13 protein-coding genes are annotated in these 16134 nt (G+C 66.2%); 8 read left to right on the top strand and 5 right to left on the bottom strand.

All coding sequences use genetic code 11. From position 1 onward, the window contains the following. Positions 1–4: 4 nt before the first annotated feature. From I6F38_RS32520 to I6F38_RS32505, 4 genes are all read right to left on the bottom strand, one after another. Entirely contained in the window at positions 5–1300 is a 1296-nt protein-coding gene (locus I6F38_RS32520) for an O-acetylhomoserine aminocarboxypropyltransferase (RefSeq protein ID WP_225163286.1), read from the bottom strand. A 45-nt stretch (positions 1301–1345) separates the two neighbouring features. Further along, positions 1346–2650, bottom strand: coding sequence for a nicotinate phosphoribosyltransferase (pncB, locus tag I6F38_RS32515; RefSeq protein WP_225163285.1), 1305 nt, complete (start codon positions 2648–2650; stop codon positions 1346–1348). Between the two features lie 61 nt (positions 2651–2711). Beyond that, positions 2712–6254 (bottom strand): molybdopterin cofactor-binding domain-containing protein, encoded by a 3543-nt coding sequence (locus tag I6F38_RS32510; RefSeq protein WP_225163284.1) that lies wholly within the window; start codon positions 6252–6254, stop codon positions 2712–2714. Continuing rightward, complete coding sequence (locus I6F38_RS32505; protein ID WP_225163283.1) at positions 6254–6721, bottom strand: (2Fe-2S)-binding protein; 468 nt, start codon at positions 6719–6721, stop codon at positions 6254–6256. Before I6F38_RS32505 ends, I6F38_RS32510 begins: the two co-directional genes overlap by 1 nt. 275 nt (positions 6722–6996) lie before the next feature. On the opposite strand from I6F38_RS32505, the gene I6F38_RS32500 reads away from it, so the two are divergent. The 8 genes from I6F38_RS32500 to I6F38_RS32465 all read left to right on the top strand — a co-directional run bounded on the left by I6F38_RS32500 (position 6997) and on the right by I6F38_RS32465 (position 15220). Next, the gene (locus I6F38_RS32500; protein ID WP_225163282.1) at positions 6997–8436 is read left to right on the top strand and encodes a 6-hydroxynicotinate reductase; all 1440 of its coding nucleotides are present in this window, start codon (positions 6997–6999) and stop codon (positions 8434–8436) included. After that, entirely contained in the window at positions 8433–9341 is a 909-nt protein-coding gene (locus I6F38_RS32495; protein ID WP_225163281.1) for a UPF0280 family protein, read from the top strand. The genes I6F38_RS32500 and I6F38_RS32495 overlap by 4 nt, the downstream gene beginning before the upstream one ends. A gap of 16 nt (positions 9342–9357) precedes the next feature. Continuing rightward, positions 9358–9942, top strand: a complete 585-nt coding sequence (locus tag I6F38_RS32490; RefSeq protein ID WP_016842455.1) for an amino acid synthesis family protein — start codon at positions 9358–9360, stop codon at positions 9940–9942. Positions 9943–9970: 28 nt separating this feature from the next. Continuing rightward, positions 9971–11185: an ABC transporter substrate-binding protein gene (locus tag I6F38_RS32485; RefSeq protein WP_225163280.1), complete on the top strand. Its 1215-nt coding sequence runs from the start codon at positions 9971–9973 to the stop codon at positions 11183–11185. Positions 11186–11371: 186 nt separating this feature from the next. Continuing rightward, a complete protein-coding gene (locus I6F38_RS32480; protein ID WP_225163279.1) occupies positions 11372–13261 on the top strand; it encodes an ABC transporter permease in 1890 nt (629 codons plus the stop codon). Next, on the top strand, positions 13258–14049 hold the full coding sequence (locus I6F38_RS32475; RefSeq protein ID WP_225163278.1) for an ABC transporter ATP-binding protein: 792 nt from the start codon (positions 13258–13260) through the stop codon (positions 14047–14049). Before I6F38_RS32480 ends, I6F38_RS32475 begins: the two co-directional genes overlap by 4 nt. After that, positions 14046–14750 (top strand): ABC transporter ATP-binding protein, encoded by a 705-nt coding sequence (locus I6F38_RS32470; protein WP_038383941.1) that lies wholly within the window; start codon positions 14046–14048, stop codon positions 14748–14750. Before I6F38_RS32475 ends, I6F38_RS32470 begins: the two co-directional genes overlap by 4 nt. 14 nt (positions 14751–14764) lie before the next feature. Continuing rightward, on the top strand, positions 14765–15220 hold the full coding sequence (locus tag I6F38_RS32465; protein ID WP_225163277.1) for a MarR family winged helix-turn-helix transcriptional regulator: 456 nt from the start codon (positions 14765–14767) through the stop codon (positions 15218–15220). A gap of 194 nt (positions 15221–15414) precedes the next feature. On the opposite strand, the gene I6F38_RS32460 is transcribed toward I6F38_RS32465, so the two are convergent. Next, complete coding sequence (locus I6F38_RS32460; protein ID WP_225163276.1) at positions 15415–16083, bottom strand: hypothetical protein; 669 nt, start codon at positions 16081–16083, stop codon at positions 15415–15417. Between the last annotated feature and the right edge of the window lie 51 nt (positions 16084–16134).

Here is a 16134-nt window from a genome sequence, read left to right as displayed (position 1 = left end):
GGCCCTAAGTCCTTTGCGAGGCGCGCAGCGCCTGGCCGAGATCGTCGATGATGTCCTGCGCGGTTTCGATGCCGACCGACAGCCGCACCAGCTCCTCGCCGATGCCGGCGGCTTTGAGCTGCTCGGCGTCCATCTGCTGGTGCGTGGTGCTGGCGGGGTGGATCACCAGCGTCTTGGCATCGCCGACATTGGCGAGATGGCTGATCAGCTTCAGGGACTCGATGAACTTCTTGCCGGCGGCGCGGCCGCCCTTGATGCCGAAGCTGACGATCGAGCCGGCGCCGCGCGGCAACAGCTTCTTGGCGAGCGCGTAATCCGGATGCGTCTCCAGCGAGGGATGCAGCACCCAGTCGACCGCCTTGTTTGCGGCGAGGGCGTCCAGCACCGCATGGGTGTTGCTGACATGGCGATCCATGCGGACGCCGAGCGTCTCGATGCCCTGCAGCAGCTGGAAGGCGTTGGTCGGCGACAGGCAGGCGCCGAAATCGCGCAGGCCCTCGGTGCGGGCGCGCATGATGAAGGCGGCCTTGCCGAACTGCTCGTCGAAGACGATGCCGTGATAGCCGGCATAGGGCTCGGTGAGCTGCGGGAATTTGCCGGAGGCGCGCCAGTCGAACCGCCCGCCATCGACGATCACGCCGCCGATCGCGATGCCGTGGCCGCCCATCCACTTGGTCGCCGAGTTCATCGCGATGTCGGCGCCGAGCTCGATCGGCTGGCTGAGATAGGGCGTCGCGAAGGTGTTGTCGATCAGCAGCGGAATCTTCGCGTCATGCGCGATTTGCGCCACCGCTGGGATATCGAGCACCTCGAGCCCGGGATTGCCGATGGTCTCGCCGATCACGAGCCGTGTGTTCGGCTTGATCGCGGCACGGAATTCATCGAGCGCACGCGGCTTCACGAACGTCGTGGTGATGCCGAACCGCGGCAGCGTGTGCGCCAGCAAATTGATGGTGCCGCCATAGAGCGAGGCTGAGGCGACGATATGGTCGCCGGCATTGAGCAGGGTTGCGATCGCTAGATGCATCGCGGCCATGCCGCTCGCGGTGCAGATCGCGCCGACGCCGCATTCAAGCGCGGCGATGCGTTCCTCCAGCACTGATGTCGTCGGGTTCGAGATGCGGGTGTAGATGTGACCGGCGCGCTCCAGATTGAACAGCGCCGCGGCATGATCGGCATCCTGGAACACGTAGGACGTGGTCTGATAGATCGGAACCGCGCGCGCGCCGGTCGCGGGATCGGGGCGCTGGCCGGCGTGCAGGCTCAGGGTTTCGAAGGCAGGCGGCTTGGGTGCGGGCATGCGATACTCGTCAGGTCAGTCGATGGGAGTGATATCTGTGCCGGTTTAGACGTGAACTGCGGTGCGAACACGGCCGACATTGCCGAACACGCGCAAATAGCGCTCGACCTCTGTGGGGATGCCGGTCGCCTTCTCCGGATTGTCGGAGAGCTTGACGGCCGGGCGTCCGTCGACCGACGTCACCTTGCAGACGATCGAGATCGGGTCGAGCTCGGCGGTGCCATCCGGCGCGCAGCCGACGAAATCGTTGGTGAGGTTGGTGCCCCAGCCGAAGCTGACGCGCACGCGGCCCTTGAAATGGTGGAACGTCTCCTCGATCGAGCCGACATCCATCGCGTCGGAGAACACCAGCAGCTTCTCCTTGGGATCGCGGCCCTTCTGCTTCCACCATTTGATGATCTCTTCGCCGGCCGTGATCGGCGGCGCGCTGTCGGGTCGAAAGCCGGTCCAGTCGGCGACCCAATCGGGCGCGTCGCGCAGGAACGGCTTGGTGCCGAAGGCGTCGGGCAGCGCGATCAAGAGGTTGCCGCCATAGGTGTGGCGCCATTGATCGAGGATGCGATAGGGCGCCCAGCGCAGCGCCTCGTCGTCATTGGCGAGCGCGGCGGCGACCATCGGCAGCTCATGCGCGTTGGTGCCGATCGCCTCGAGGTCGTTGTCCATCGCGAGCAGCACGTTCGACGTTCCGGTGAAGGAGGGGCCGAGGCCTTCCTTCACCGCCTCGACGCACCAGCGCTGCCAGAGGAAGCCGTGGCGGCGGCGTGTGCCGAAATCGGACAGCCGCAAGCCGTCCAGCTTGCGCAGCCGCTCGACCTTGGCCCACAGCTTGGCCTTGGCGCGGGCGTAGAGCACGTCGAGCGCAAAGCGGCCGTAGGTCTTGGTCGCCGCGCGCGAGCGCAGCTCGTTGAGGATCGCGAGCGCCGGAATCTCCCACATCGTGGTGTGGGTCCACGGCCCGTGGAAATGCAGCTCGTACTGGCCGTCGACCTTGTGCAGCTCGTATTCGGGCAGCCGGAAGTTCGAGAGCCAGTTGATGAAGTCGGGCGAGAACATCTGGGTCTTGCCGTAGAACGTGTTGCCGGCGAGCCAGATCAGCTCCTTCTTGGTGAAGCGGATGGTGCGGGCGTGGTCGAGCTGGGCACGCAACTCGGCCTCGCCGATGACCTCGGCGAGCCGGATATGGGTCGAGCGGTTGATCACCGAAAAGGTCGTGCGGGTGTCCGGATAGCATTCCCGGATCATCTGCTGCATCAACAGCTTGTAGAAATCGGTGTCCAGCAGGCTGCGCACGATCGGGTCGAGCCGCCAGCCGTGGTTATAGGTCCGGGTCGCGATATCTGTCACGGTCATGCGGGAACCTTAGCCTGCCGGGCGCCGCCCGCCCAGTGGGTATCGGGCGGAACATGGCAGGTCAGCGCGCTATGGTCTGCCGTATACGGCCGACGGTGGCGGTGACATCGGTCCAGACCGGCTTGTCAGGGGCAAATTGCCGTCGCAGGAAGGTGACGAGCTCGGCGACCTGGCCGTCGGTCATGCTGTCCTTGAACGCCGGCATGTAGCCCAGATCAGTCACGGCCGGCTTGGCGATGCCGTGCAGGATCACCTGGATCAGATTGTCGGGCGCGTCGCTGTGCAGATTGCTGTTGAGCGCCAGCGACGGCCGGCTGCCGAACAGCGGCGGGCCGCCGACCTCATGGCAGACCGCACAGGCGCCTTGATAGATCCGCGCCCCGGCCGAGGCCGCGGTGGTGACGACGGTGCCGGCTTCGAGCTTCGCGGCAATGGCATCGTGGGCCGACCGATCGGTGCTCTCGTTGAACGAGGCGAGGTAGACCGCCATCGCGCGGATGTCCTGGTCGGGCAGCGCGGCGAGCTCCTGCACGACCGGCGCCATCGGGCCCGCGGCGACGCCGTGCAGCCGGGATTCGCCGGTGCGCAGATAGGCGTAGAGCTCGTCCTCGCTCCAGGGGATCGGCGCCTTCGACAGCGACGTCAGCGCCGGCGCCTCCCAGCCCTCGGCGAAGCCGCCGGCGAGATAGGCGCTTTGCCGTTCGGCGCCGAGCGCATTGCGCGGCGAGTGGCAGGCGCTGCAATGACCGAGACCTTCGATCAGATAAGCGCCGCGATTCCACACTTCCGATTTAGTGGGATCACTGTGGAACGTGTTCGGCTGATGGAACAGCGCATTCCACCCGGCGAGCAGCGGCCGCAGATTGAACGGAAAGGCGAGCGCGTTGGCCGGCGTCTCGGCGCGCACCGGCGTCTGCGCCATCAGATAGGCATAGAGCGCCTGCAGGTCGGCATCACTGGTCCTGGCGAAGTGCGTGTACGGGAACGCCGGATAGAGATGGCGTCCGTCGCGATGAATGCCCTCGCGCATCGCGCGCTCGAAGGCGGGATAGGACCAGGCGCCGATGCCGGTGTCGACGTCGGGCGTGATGTTGGTGGTGAAGATGGTGCCGAACGGCGTCTCGAGCGGCCGACCGCCGGCGTTCGGAACGCCATGCTCCGACGTATGGCAGACGGCGCAGGCGCCGAGCGCTGCAAGCTCCTTGCCACGGGCGATCGTCGCAGCGGAATAGACCGAGGCGTCGGGCCGGGCGATCGGCGCGATCGCGCGCCAGGGCAGCACGGCCGCGCCGATGCCGATCGCCGCTGCGCAGATCGCTGCAATGCCGGCAAGGATCCCCCCGCGCTTTGCAAAGGGGTTCTGCCATCTGTTGCGGTCGGCCGTCTGCGCAGGCGGCGGGAGCGGGGCGGGCGCGACCGGTTGCTCGCCGCGCAATCCCTTCAGGATGCGTTCCGGCGTGAACGGCAATTCGCGGAAGCGGACGCCGGTCGCGTCATAGATCGCGTTGGCGATCGCAGCGGCGCTCGGCACCGAAGCGGACTCGCCGACGCCGAGCGGCGGTTGATCCTGCCGCGGCAGCATCAGCACATCGATCTTCGGCAGCTCAGGAAACTTGATGATGGGATAGGCGCCCCATTCCCGCGCCGTCACCGCGCCGCGCTCGAAGGACACCTCCTCCATCAGCGCTCGACTAGTCGACTGGATCACGTTGCCTTCGATCTGGTGCCGCACGCCCTCCGGATTGATCATCAATCCGGAATCCTGGCCGGCGACGACGCGCGTCACGCTGACATCGCCGGTCGCCTTGTTGACGGCAACATCGGCGATCCACGCCGACCATGCTGCGCCGTAACCGGGAAACTTGCTGTGCACGTAGAGCGCATAGGCAAAGCCGCGGCCGCGCACGATATTGCCGTCCGCCTCGGGTTCTTTCCACACCGGGCGCGGCGTCCAGCCGGCGCGCTCGGCAACGGCATTGACGAGATCGATCGCGCGCTGGTCCTTCAGATAGCGCAGCCGGTACTCGATCGGATCGACCTTCGCCTCCGCCGCAAGCTCGTCGATGTAGGATTCATGCGCAAAGGTGTTCGGCAGCGCCGAGACGCCGCGAAACCAGGACGCGCGCACGACCGGCGGCATGTCGTTGGCGACGACACGCAAGTTCTCGTAGTCGTAGGGCGGGATCGCGGTGCGGTCGCCCATCTCAAACACCGCCGCTTCAGGCGCGATCCGCCCGGTGAGCAGCAGCGCCAATGTCGGCGCGCCGTTCGAGGGATAGCGCGTGGCAAAATCGTAACCGGCGACGCTGCCGTCGGCATTGAGCCCGCCATTGACGTCCATCAGCTGCGCGGTGCCTTTCGGCTCCCAGGCATGCTCCTGCTCGCGGGTGAGCTGGACGCGCACCGGACGGCCGACTGCGCGCGACAGCAATAGCGCATCGGCGGAGACGTCGTCGGCGCAGTTGCGGCCGTAGCAGCCGGCCGCCTCCATCCGGATCACGTCGATCTCGGACTCGGGCCGCTGGATCAGCAGCGCGAGGTCGCCGCGCAGGATGTGCGGGTTCTGCGTGCCGGACCAGACCCGGATCGCGCCCTCGCTGTAATCGGCAACCGCGCAGGACGGGCCGATCGAGCCGTGCATCTGGTAGGGCCAAAGATAGGTCCGCTGCATCGGCTTGGCGGCCGCCTTGATCGCGGCGTCGACGTCGCCCTTGTCGATCAGCTGGCGCGGCGTCGAGGGATTGGCGCGCAGCGCCTTCTCCACGTCGGCAAGATCGGTCATCGCCGGTCCCGGCTTCCAGCTCACCGTGAGTTGCGCGGCGGCCTTGATCGCATTCTCCTCGCGTTCGGCGACGACGCCGACGAAATCGCCGATTCGCACCACCGCGACGAGGCCTGGAATATCCCGCACCGACGCTTCATCGATCGCGATCAGGCTGGTGCCGACGAACGGGCCGGCATCGACGCCGGCGTAAGGCGGGCGGACGACACGGCCGTGCAGCATGCCGGGCACGCGCACATCGTGGACATAGACGAGCTCGCCGGTAGCCTTCGCCGGCACGTCGACGCGCGGCACCGACTTACCGACGACCGAATAGGCGCTCACCGCCTTGACCGGAACCTCGTCGGCAAGATCGAGCCGGATGGTTTCATGCGCAATCAGTTCGCCATAGCTGACGCTGCGGTTGTCGCGGCCGCGGATCAGACCGTCCTCGATCGTGAGCTCGTCGACAGCTAGCTCCAATCGCTCGGCGGCCCGTGTGAGCAAAAAATGTCGCGCTTGCGCGGCGGCCTTGCGCAGGGGGACGGCGGTGATCTGGATGGTCTCGCTCGCGATCGTCGGGCCCTGGTTCGGCACCACGGCGGTGTCGCCGAGGATCACGACGACGCGGGCAAAGGAGACGTCGAGCTCTTCGGCAACGATCTGTCCGAGCGCGGTGCGGATGCCGGTGCCGAGGTCGACATGGCCGTTATAGGCATTGACCGTGCCGTCGGCCGTGATGGTGATGAAGGTCTCGAACGCACCTTCCGCGCCCAGCACCGCGGGGCGGACGACCGACAGCGAGCCGCGCTGGCGTTGCTCGGGAGCCCGTGCGTCGACCATCAATCGCGCGCCTCGAGCGCGTGACCGGCCGCGCGCATCGCCGCGCGGATGATCTCGATATGCGCGCCGCAACGGCAGAGATTGTAGCGCAGCGCCTCCAGCACCTCATGCTCGGACGGATTGGGATTGCGCGTCAGCAAGGCCTTGGTGGTGATGATCATGCCGTTGAGGCAATAGCCGCACTGCGCGGCCTGTTCGTGGATGAAGGCATCTTGCACCGGATCGGGATGCTCGCGGCTGCCGAGGCCTTCGAGCGTGACGATGTTGCGGTCCGCACAGCCTTCGATCGGAATCACGCAGGCGCGCGCGGCGACGCCGTCGATCAGCACCGCGCAGGCGCCGCACTCGCCGAGCCCGCAGCCATATTTCGGTCCGTTCAATTCGAGGTCGTTGCGCAGCACGTAAAGCAATGCGGTGTCGGGAGCGGCGTCGACATCATGATTCCTGCCGTTCACGGTCAGGCGCATTGCCCCGGTTCTCCCTGATGTTTTGCGCTGCAACGCCAGCGTCGGATCGCCGACGAGGATAACGTTTGTATACAAACGTGCAAGCGGCGGCATGCCGCGCTGCAGCGCGTGCCCGCTTTATGAACAGGGTGCGCAAGCGAAGGGCAGGGTTTGATTGCAAAGGCCGCTTGACAGCTCCCGGGCTCGCGCGCAGGATCATTCGTATACGAACGATATGCATGGGAGGCGGAAGCGCAGTATGATCGACCGCCGCCACAAGTCCAGGCTTGGTCACGATGGCTGACACAATGACCGTCGCCGCCGGCGACAAGATCCGCTGCGATGCCTGTCCGGTGATGTGCTACATCAAGCCGGGCGCGGCCGGCGCCTGCGACCGCTATGCCAATCATGACGGCACGCTGGTGCGCGTCGATCCGCACGTCGTGCTGGAGCGCACCGTGTCGCATGGCGGCAAGCTGGTTCCGTTCCAGGTGAGCGGCGACTGGGACGGCAAGATCGTCCGCCAGCCCGAACTTTTCGTTACCGCGATCGGCGCCGGAACCACCTATCCGGACTACAAACCCGCGCCCTTCATCGTGTCGTCGGAGGTCGACGGCATCGACATGGTCACCGTGGTGACCGAAGGCATTTTCTCGTATTGCGGCGTCAAGGTGAAGATCGACACCGACCGCTACCTCGGCCCGGAAACCGCGACCGTGCGCGCGGACGGCGAGGCGGTCGGCCATGTCACGACCAGCGAATATGGCTCGCAGATGCTCTCGCTCGGCGGCGTGCATCATCTGACCGGCGGCTCCAAGAAGGAAGGCCGCGTCACCTGCGACACGCTGATGGATCTCTCCAACTGCAAGGCGGTCGAGCTGACCATCGACGGCGGCGCCACCGTCGTGGTGCAGGCCGGCAGGCCGCCGATCGTCAATGGTGTGGCAGAAGAGCGCATGCGGGTCGGTTGCGGCTCGGCGACCATCGGCATGTTCGCCAAGCAATGGCACGGCAAGGTCGATGAGGTCGTGGTGGTCGACGACCACATCACCGGCGTGCTCAGCGAGCACCAGGCCGGCAAGCTGCTCGACATCGCCGACACCGGCATCAAGATGAAGGGGCGGCGTTCGACGCCTGGCCGCTATTTCCAGGTCGCCGATCCCGGTACCGGATGGGGCGGCACCAACATCTCCGATCCGCTGTCGATCCTCGGCCCCTTCAATGCGAAGGAGGCGCGGCCGGGGCTCACCATGCTGATGGTCTCGACCACCGGCGAGCACGCTTCTTATTATGTGCTCGACGAGGCGCTGAAACCGGTCGAGACCGAGATGCCGGCCGACCTCAGATTTTCGGTCGAGCGCATCCAGGAGAATTGCGAGCCGGCGCTGTGCACCGTGCTGTTCATGGGCGGCGCGGGCGGATCGCTGCGCGCCGGCGTCACCGATAATCCGGTGCGGCTGACACGCTCGGTGAAGGACGCGCTGACGCGGGTGACCAGCGGCGGCGCGCCGGTTTATGTCTGGCCGGGCGGGGGCATCACCTACATGGTCGATGTCACGCAGATGCCGGCCGGTGCCTTCGGCTATGTGCCGACCCCGGCACTGGTGGCGCCGATTGAATTCACGATGCGCATGTCCGATTATGCGGCGCTGGGCGGTCACATGGACTATGTCCGGCCGCTGTCGTCACTGCGGGACAGCGCTGAGGTCCGGCCGATGCCCGGGCGGCGCGCATGACTAGGCTTCCGCAAATCGCGCTTCTTCCTGACGGCAAGCGGCTGCATTTGCAGGACGGTCCGATTGATCTGGTCATCGAGGCGAGGGGCAGGGACGACGACGTCAGCGCCGCCTATCGAGCGGCGGCCGAGCGCTTCACCGGTTTGCTCGACGAGCTATGCGCGGAACTCACCGAGCTGCGCAGTGCAGCCGATCCGCACCGTTGCGTGTTGAGAGGCGTGGTCGCGCGGCGCATGCATGCGGCGGTCGCGCCGTTTGCCGCCGATTGCTTCATCACGCCGATGGCAGCGGTCGCGGGCTCGGTCGCCGAGGAAGTTTTGGGCACGATGCTTGAGGCCGCGCCGCTCGACCGTGCCTATGTCAACAACGGCGGCGACATTGCCCTGCATCTCGGCGACGGCGAACAATTCACCGTCGGCCTGATGGACCGGCCGGACCGCCACGGCGTGATGCGCACCATGACGGTCGATGCCGAGACGCCGGTCCGCGGCATCGCGACCAGCGGCCGGCACGGCCGCAGCTTTTCGCTCGGTATCGCCGATGCCGTCACCGTGCTGGCGCGGACGGCGTCGCAGGCGGATGCCGCGGCGACGGTGATCGCCAATGCGGTCGATCTGCCCAATCATCCCGCGATCCTGCGCGTTGCGGCGAACGAACTGCAGCCCGACAGCGACCTCGGCGCGCGGCTGGTGACCCGCGACGTCGGGTCTTTGGCGGAACACGAGGTCGAGCAAGCGCTCGAGGTGGGGGCGGTGCGGGCGCGCGACCTCCTGATGTCGGGATTGATCGAGGGCGCGGCATTGCGTCTACTGGGCGAAACGCGAATTGTCGGTGCAACTGGGATTGGGGCGCCGGCGTCGCACGCGTTTCAGGGACAAACGATAGAACACATGCTGCGGGCATGACCGGAAGCGAGGCAAGATGAGCGCCGTCATTCGCAAGATCGTTACAGTGGTCGAGGAGACCCATCTGGAGATGGGCAAGACCATCGCGCCGCCGACAAGGCGGGCCGCCGCGATCGCCGTGATCGAAAACCCCTTTGCCGGCCGCTATGTCGAGGATCTGTCGCCGCTGATCGCGATTGGCGAGGAACTCGGCGAACTGCTCTCAAAACGGGCCGTCGCCGCGCTCGGCATCGACGGCGCCAAGGCGCACAGCTATGGCAAGGCCGCCGCCGTCGGCGAGAATGGCGAGCTCGAACATGCGGCGGCGATCCTGCATCCGAAGATGGGTGCGCCGGTGCGCAAGGTGCTGTCGAAGGGCGCGGCGCTGATCCCGTCGTCGAAGAAGCGCTCGGGGCCCGGCACCACGCTGGATATTCCGCTCGGGCACAAGGACGCGGCTTTCGTGCGCAGCCATTTCGACGGTATGGAAGTGCAGATCAACGACGCGCCGCGGGCCAACGAGATCATGGTCGCGGTCGCGGTGACCGACAGTGGACGGCCGCTGCCGCGCGTCGGCGGGCTGACGGTCGGCGAGATCAAGGGCGAAGACGGATTGCGATAATCTCTTTGAAGAAAAACTGGAGGACGGGATGCGTGGTTATTTCGTAGGGGCGGGATTGGCGATCGCGGTCGCGACCATGGCAACGAGCGCCATGACGACGCAGGCCTTGGCGCAGAGCGAAATCAAGGTCGGCGAGATCAACAGTTACTCGCTGCTGCCGGCGTTCACCGAGCCCTATCGCAAGGGCTGGCAGCTCGCGGTGGAAGAGATCAATGCGGCGGGCGGCATCGGCGGCAAGAAGCTCGTGGTCATTTCCAAGGACGACGGCGGCAAGCCGGCGGATGCGCAGACCGCGGCGAACGAGCTGGTGTCGAGCGAGAACGTCGCGATGCTCACCGGCACGTTCCTCTCCAATATTGGCCTTGCGGTTTCTGACTTCGCCAGCCAGAAGAAGGTGTTCTTCCTTGCGGCTGAGCCTTTGACCGACGCCATCACCTGGTCGAAAGGCAACCGCTACACGTTCCGCCTGCGTCCGTCGAACTACATGCAGGCGGCAATGCTGGTGGAAGAAGCCGCAAAACTGCCTGCAAAACGCTGGGCGACGATCGCGCCGAACTATGAATACGGCCAGTCGGCGGTCGCGGTGTTCAAGAAGCTGATGTCGGCGAAGCGGCCCGACATCCAGTGGGTCGACGAGCAGTGGCCGCCGCAGGGCAAGATCGACGCCGGCCCGGTGGTGCAGGCGGTTGCCGCGGCGAACCCGGAAGCGATCCTCAACGTCACCTTCGGTGCCGACCTCGTCAAGCTCGTGCGCGAAGGCAACACCCGCGGCCTGTTCAAGGGCCGCACCGTGGTGAGCTTCCTGACCGGCGAGCCGGAATATCTCGATCCGCTCAAGGACGAGACGCCGGAAGGCTGGATCGTCACCGGCTATCCCTGGTACGCGATCAAGACGCCGGAGCATGACGCGTTCCTGAAGGCCTACCAGGCCAAGTACAACGACTATCCGCGGCTCGGCTCGATCGTCGGCTACCAGACCATCAAGGCGGCGGCGGCGATCCTTGCCAAGGCCGGCTCGAGCGATCCGGAGAAGCTGATCGCGGCGGCGGAAGGCATCTCGATGCCGTCGCCGTTCGGCGAGATCACCTTCCGCAAGATCGACCACCAGTCGACGCTGGGCGCCTTCACCGGCAAGACCGCGCTGAAGGACGGCAAGGGCATCATGGTCGACACCGCCTATCGCAAGGGGGCGGACTATCTGCCCGGCGATGCCGAGATCGAGAAGCTGCGGCCGAAGGATTGATTTTTTCTTCTCCCTCTCCCCGTTCTTACGGGGAGAGGGTTGGGGTGAGGGGCTGTCTCCACGAGTCGTGTTCGTGGAGAGTCCCCCTCACCCGAAACTCAAGCTGGCGCTTGAGTTTCGACCTCTCCCCGCAGGCGGGGCGAGGTGAAGGAAAGTGACGCTTGTGATCTCCAACGCGGACCGCCCATGGCCTTCTACGTCGTCCAGTTCCTGACCGGTCTTGCCAGCGCGGCGTCGCTGTTCCTGGTCGCTTCGGGTCTGTCGATCATCTTCGGCGTGATGCGGATCGTGAATTTCGCGCATGGCGCGTTCTACATGCTCGGCGCCTATGTCGCCTTTACCCTGACCGAGCGCTTCTCGGGCGCGTTCGGGTTCTGGGGCGGCATCGTCGTTGCCGCGCTGGCCGTGGCCGCCATCGGCGTGCTGGTCGAGATGGTGCTGCTGCGCCGGATCTACCATTCGCCGGAGTTGTTCCAGTTGCTCGCGACCTTCGGCCTGACGCTGATGGTCGAGGATCTCGTCGTGTTGATCTGGGGCCCGGACGATCTGGTCGGCCGCCGCGCGCCCGGCTTCAAGGGCGCAATCGATTTCTTCGGCCAGAATATACCAAGCTATGATCTGTTCCTGATCGTGCTCGGGCCGGTCGTGCTCGGCGTGCTCTGGCTGTTGTTCCAGCGCACCCGCTGGGGCGTGCTGGTGCGTGCGGCGACGCAGGACCGCGACATGGTCGCGGCGCTCGGCGTCAATCAGAAATGGCTGTTCACCAGCGTGTTCGCGCTCGGCGTCTTCCTCGCCGCGCTCGGCGGCGCGCTGCAGATTCCGCGCGATGCGGTCAATCACGCGATGGATCTGCGCGTCATCGTCGAGGTCTTCGTCGTGGTCGTGATTGGCGGCCTCGGCAGCATCATCGGCGCCTTCGTCGCGGCGGTGCTGGTCTCGGAGCTCAACGCCTTCGGCATCCTGATCTTCCCGAAGATCTCCATCATCCTGGTGTTCCTGGTGATGGCGGTGGTGCTGATCGTTCGGCCGTGGGGGCTGTTCGGCAAGCCGGAGGCGCCGGCACGGCGCACGCCTGGCCTCACCGTCAATCCGTGGCGGCCGCTGACGATGAACGAGCGGTTCGCCGCGATTGCCGTGCTCGTGCTCGCCGCCGCGCTGCCGTTCGTCGCCGGCAATTATTTGCTCACGGTCGGCTCGGAGATCGCGATCTTCGTGATCTTCGCGGTCAGCCTGCACTTCCTGATGTCGGTCGGCGGGCTCGCCTCGTTCGGCCACGCGGCCTATTTCGGCCTCGGCGCCTATGGCGTGGCGCTGCTCGCCAAGATGGCGGGCCTGCCGATGATTGCCTGCCTGCTGCTCGGGCCGCTGCTCGGGCTCCTCGGCGCCGCCGTATTCGGCTTCTTCGCGGTGCAGCTCTCCGGGGTCTATTTCGCGATGCTGACCTTGGCCTTTGCCCAGATCGTCTGGTCGATCGCGTTCCAATGGGTGTCGGTCACCGGCGGCGACAACGGCATCCTCGGCGTCTGGCCGGAAAAATGGGCGGCGAGCCCGTCGCATTTCTACTGGCTGTCGCTCGGCATCGCCGCGCTCGCGGTGGTGATCCTCCGCATCATCGTGTTCTCGCCGTTCGGCTTCGCGCTGCGCGCGACGCGCGATTCGCCGCTGCGCAGCGAAGCCATCGGCATCGACGGCAAGCGCATCCAGTGGACCGCCTTCGTGATTGCGGGCACGGTCGCCGGCCTTGCCGGCGCGCTGTTCGCCTATCTCAAGGGCAGCGTCTTCCCCGACAATATGGGCATCTCGCTGTCGGTCGATGCGCTGGTCATGGTGCTGCTCGGCGGTGTCGAGACGGTGTCGGGCGCGGTGGTCGGCGCCATCGTCTACAAGGCGCTCAACATCTGGCTGGTCAGCCAGACCGATCTTTCCAAGCTGGTGCTCGGCGGCTTCGTGGTGCTGATCGTGGTCGCGTTCCCGAAGGGCATCGTCGGCACGCTGGAAGCCTTCATGCATCGCCGGCGCAAATCCTCGTCGTCGGTATCGCCCCTGCTGACCTCCCGCATCGAGAGCGCCGAATGAGCATGGTTCCCACATTGCTGTCGGTTGAGGGGCTGACCAAATCCTATGGCGGCGTGCATGCCGTGCGCGGCGTCTCCTTCGAACTGCGTGCCGGCGAGATTTTGGCGCTGATCGGGCCGAACGGCGCGGGCAAGAGCACCTGCTTCGACATGCTCAACGGCCAGAACATTCCCGACAGCGGCCGCATTCGCGTGCTGGGCGCGGAGACCACGGGCAAGAAGCCGCGCGTGATCTGGCGCATGGGCGTCGGCCGCACCTTCCAGATCGCGGCGACATTCCCGACCATGACGGTACGCGAGAACGTGCAGGTCGCGCTGGTTTCGCATGGCGGGCAATTGCTCAATCTGTGGGCCTCGACCGCGCGCCAGGCCCGCGACGAGGCGGGGCGGCTGCTCGATCTGGTCGGCATGGGCGCCTATGCGGAGCGGCCGTGCGGCGAGCTCGCCTATGGCGACGTCAAGCGGCTCGAGCTGGCGATCGCGCTCGCCAACCAGCCAAAATTGCTCCTGATGGACGAGCCGACCGCCGGCATGGCGCCGCGCGAGCGGGTCGAGCTGATGCGGCTGACGGCGCGGATCGCGCGCGAGCAGTCGATCGGCGTGCTGTTCACCGAGCACGACATGGACGTGGTGTTCGAGCATGCCGACCGCATCCTGGTGCTGAACCGCGGCAGCCTGATCGCCGAAGGCTCGCCCGAGGAAGTCCGCGGCAATGCCCAGGTGCGGGCGATCTATCTCGGCGAGGGCCTCGTCTATGACGCCCGGCACCGCGAGGGAGCATCGGCATGAAGCTGACGGTGAAGGATCTCAACAGCTTCTACGGCCCGGCGCATATCCTGTTCGACATCGCACTCGAGGTCGGCGAGGGCGAAGTGGTCGCCTTGCTCGGGCGCAATGGCGCCGGCAAATCGACCACGTTCCGCTCCATCGTCGGCCTGGTCGAGAACCGCTCCGGCCGTGTGATGTTCGAGGGCCGGGACGTCTCGGATCTGCCGACGCACGCGATCGTGCGCGGCGGGCTCGGCTACGTCCCGGAGGAGCGGCGCATCTTCACGGATCTGACGGTCGAGGAGAATCTCGAGGTCGGCCGGCAGCCGAAGCGGGCAGGCGCGCCGCAATGGGATCGCGAAAAACTGTTCAAGCTGTTCCCGAACCTCGGCGAGATGCGCGGCAGGCCCGGCGGGCGCATGAGCGGCGGCGAGCAGCAGATGCTGACGATCGCGCGCACGCTGATGGGCAATCCGTCGCTGGTGCTGCTTGATGAGCCCTCGGAGGGGCTGTCGCCGAAAATCGTCGAGCAGATGGTCGATGCGATCCTGGCGATGAAGAAAGAGGGCGTCAGCATCGTCGTCTCCGAGCAGAATCTGCATTTCGCCCGGCTGATCTCGGATCGCGCCTACATCATCGAGCGCGGCCGGATCTGCTTTGGCGGCACCATGGCGGAACTCGATGCGCGTCCGGATATCCGTGACGCGCATCTGTCGCTGTAAGGGCGGGGTGGACGATGGCAAGGAGTGCGGCACCGAAGCGAAACGGGAAGGCGACCAGGCCGGGATACGTGCTGGACGAGCAGATCGGCTTCATCCTGCGCCAGGTGTCGCAGCGCCACGCCGTGATCTTCGCCCGCGAGATCGGCATCAATCTGACGCCGACTCAGTGGGCGGCGCTGTCGAAGCTGTCGGAGGTCGGCGCCTGCTCGCAGAACCAGCTCGGGCGGCTGACCTCGATGGACGTTGCGACCATCAAGGGCGTGATCGATCGCCTGACCGCGCGCGGCCTGACCGAGACCGCGCCGGATCCCGACGACGGTCGCCGACTGCTGGTGAGTCTCACGCGCGCCGGCCAGCAGATGGCCGACAAGGCCGCACCCAACGCGCTGGTGATCTCCAGGGAAACGCTGGCGCCGCTGGACGCCAAGGAGCGCGAGACGCTGATCGCGCTGCTCGGCAAGCTGCGGTGACGCAAATCTAACACCGTCACCCTGAGGAGGTCGCGAAGCGACCGTCTCGAAGGGTCGACGGCCCGGCTTTCGCCGCGCAGATATCGCCGGGCCGTTCACCCTTCGAGGCACGCTGCGCGTGCACCTCAGGATGACGGGTCACTCATGGCGCATTACCTCGCAACCTTACCTACGGGCGGCGTGTCGCGTCCAAACTATGTCGCAAGGCCAAGCGCCAGCGCGACGGCGCCGACTAGCACCAGGCTGAAGGCCCAAACCGTGTCCAGGTTGAACCAGCTCCGGGATACGAATTTGAGGCCGAGGTAGCGGTAGACCAGCCACGCCAGGCATCCGCCGGCGGCGATCATCGCGCCGGCATGGACGACGGAGACCAGCACGGCCATCGTGAGGCTGGTGTCGATCAGGCTGTTGGCGGCCGCATGGCCTTGGTCGGCTTCAGCCTCGCGGCACAGCCCCAGATAGATCGGCACCAGCATCAGCGCCGCGCCATGCGCGATCGCCACCGCGAACGACCACAAAGCGAGTTGCGTCGGCGGTATCCGCGCCAGGGCCCGCGGATGGCGCCGGTCGATCAGCCGATAGACACCGAACAGGATGACGAGCAGACTGGCGCCGATCCGGATCGTGCGCTGCCATTCGACGAGGGTGATCAAGAGCGCGAATGGAAGGATCACCAGCAGCATCGCCAGCAAATGACCGATCGCGAGCGGGCCAAGCGCGGTCACCAGCGCGCGCGAACTTCTCTGCATCAATCCCGCGGAAACCGCGAGCGGCCAGCCCATGCCCGGGTTGATCCCGTGGTAGAGGCCGCTCGCGATGACCGCCAGCCACAGCCAGGCCGGAGTCCAGTCGGCCGGGCTCACGTCAAGGCCTTTTCCGTTCCGATCGAATCGGAACGGGCTCTGGATTCTTGT

The sequence above is a fragment of the Bradyrhizobium sp. BRP56 genome, assembly GCF_020194035.1.
GTDB classification, from domain to species: Bacteria; Pseudomonadota; Alphaproteobacteria; order Rhizobiales; family Xanthobacteraceae; genus Bradyrhizobium; species Bradyrhizobium australafricanum.
The sequence above is the reverse complement of the archived record's forward strand: the minus strand, read 5'-3'. Positions and strand labels throughout refer to the sequence as shown.

Bases quoted from the DNA above. Each gene is read 5' to 3' on its own strand.
- I6F38_RS32505 (WP_225163283.1), bottom strand. From the start codon at position 6,721: ATGCGCCTGACCGTGAACGGCAGGAATCATGATGTCGACGCCGCTCCC.
- I6F38_RS32470 (WP_038383941.1), top strand. From the start codon at position 14,046: ATGAAGCTGACGGTGAAGGATCTCAACAGCTTCTACGGCCCGGCGCAT.
- I6F38_RS32490 (WP_016842455.1), top strand. From the start codon at position 9,358: ATGAGCGCCGTCATTCGCAAGATCGTTACAGTGGTCGAGGAGACCCAT.
- I6F38_RS32510 (WP_225163284.1), bottom strand. From the start codon at position 6,254: ATGGTCGACGCACGGGCTCCCGAGCAACGCCAGCGCGGCTCGCTGTCG.
- I6F38_RS32495 (WP_225163281.1), top strand. From the start codon at position 8,433: ATGACTAGGCTTCCGCAAATCGCGCTTCTTCCTGACGGCAAGCGGCTG.
- I6F38_RS32500 (WP_225163282.1), top strand. From the start codon at position 6,997: ATGGCTGACACAATGACCGTCGCCGCCGGCGACAAGATCCGCTGCGAT.
- I6F38_RS32485 (WP_225163280.1), top strand. From the start codon at position 9,971: ATGCGTGGTTATTTCGTAGGGGCGGGATTGGCGATCGCGGTCGCGACC.
- I6F38_RS32520 (WP_225163286.1), bottom strand. From the start codon at position 1,300: ATGCCCGCACCCAAGCCGCCTGCCTTCGAAACCCTGAGCCTGCACGCC.
- I6F38_RS32480 (WP_225163279.1), top strand. From the start codon at position 11,372: ATGGCCTTCTACGTCGTCCAGTTCCTGACCGGTCTTGCCAGCGCGGCG.
- I6F38_RS32465 (WP_225163277.1), top strand. From the start codon at position 14,765: ATGGCAAGGAGTGCGGCACCGAAGCGAAACGGGAAGGCGACCAGGCCG.
- pncB (WP_225163285.1), bottom strand. From the start codon at position 2,650: ATGACCGTGACAGATATCGCGACCCGGACCTATAACCACGGCTGGCGG.
- I6F38_RS32475 (WP_225163278.1), top strand. From the start codon at position 13,258: ATGAGCATGGTTCCCACATTGCTGTCGGTTGAGGGGCTGACCAAATCC.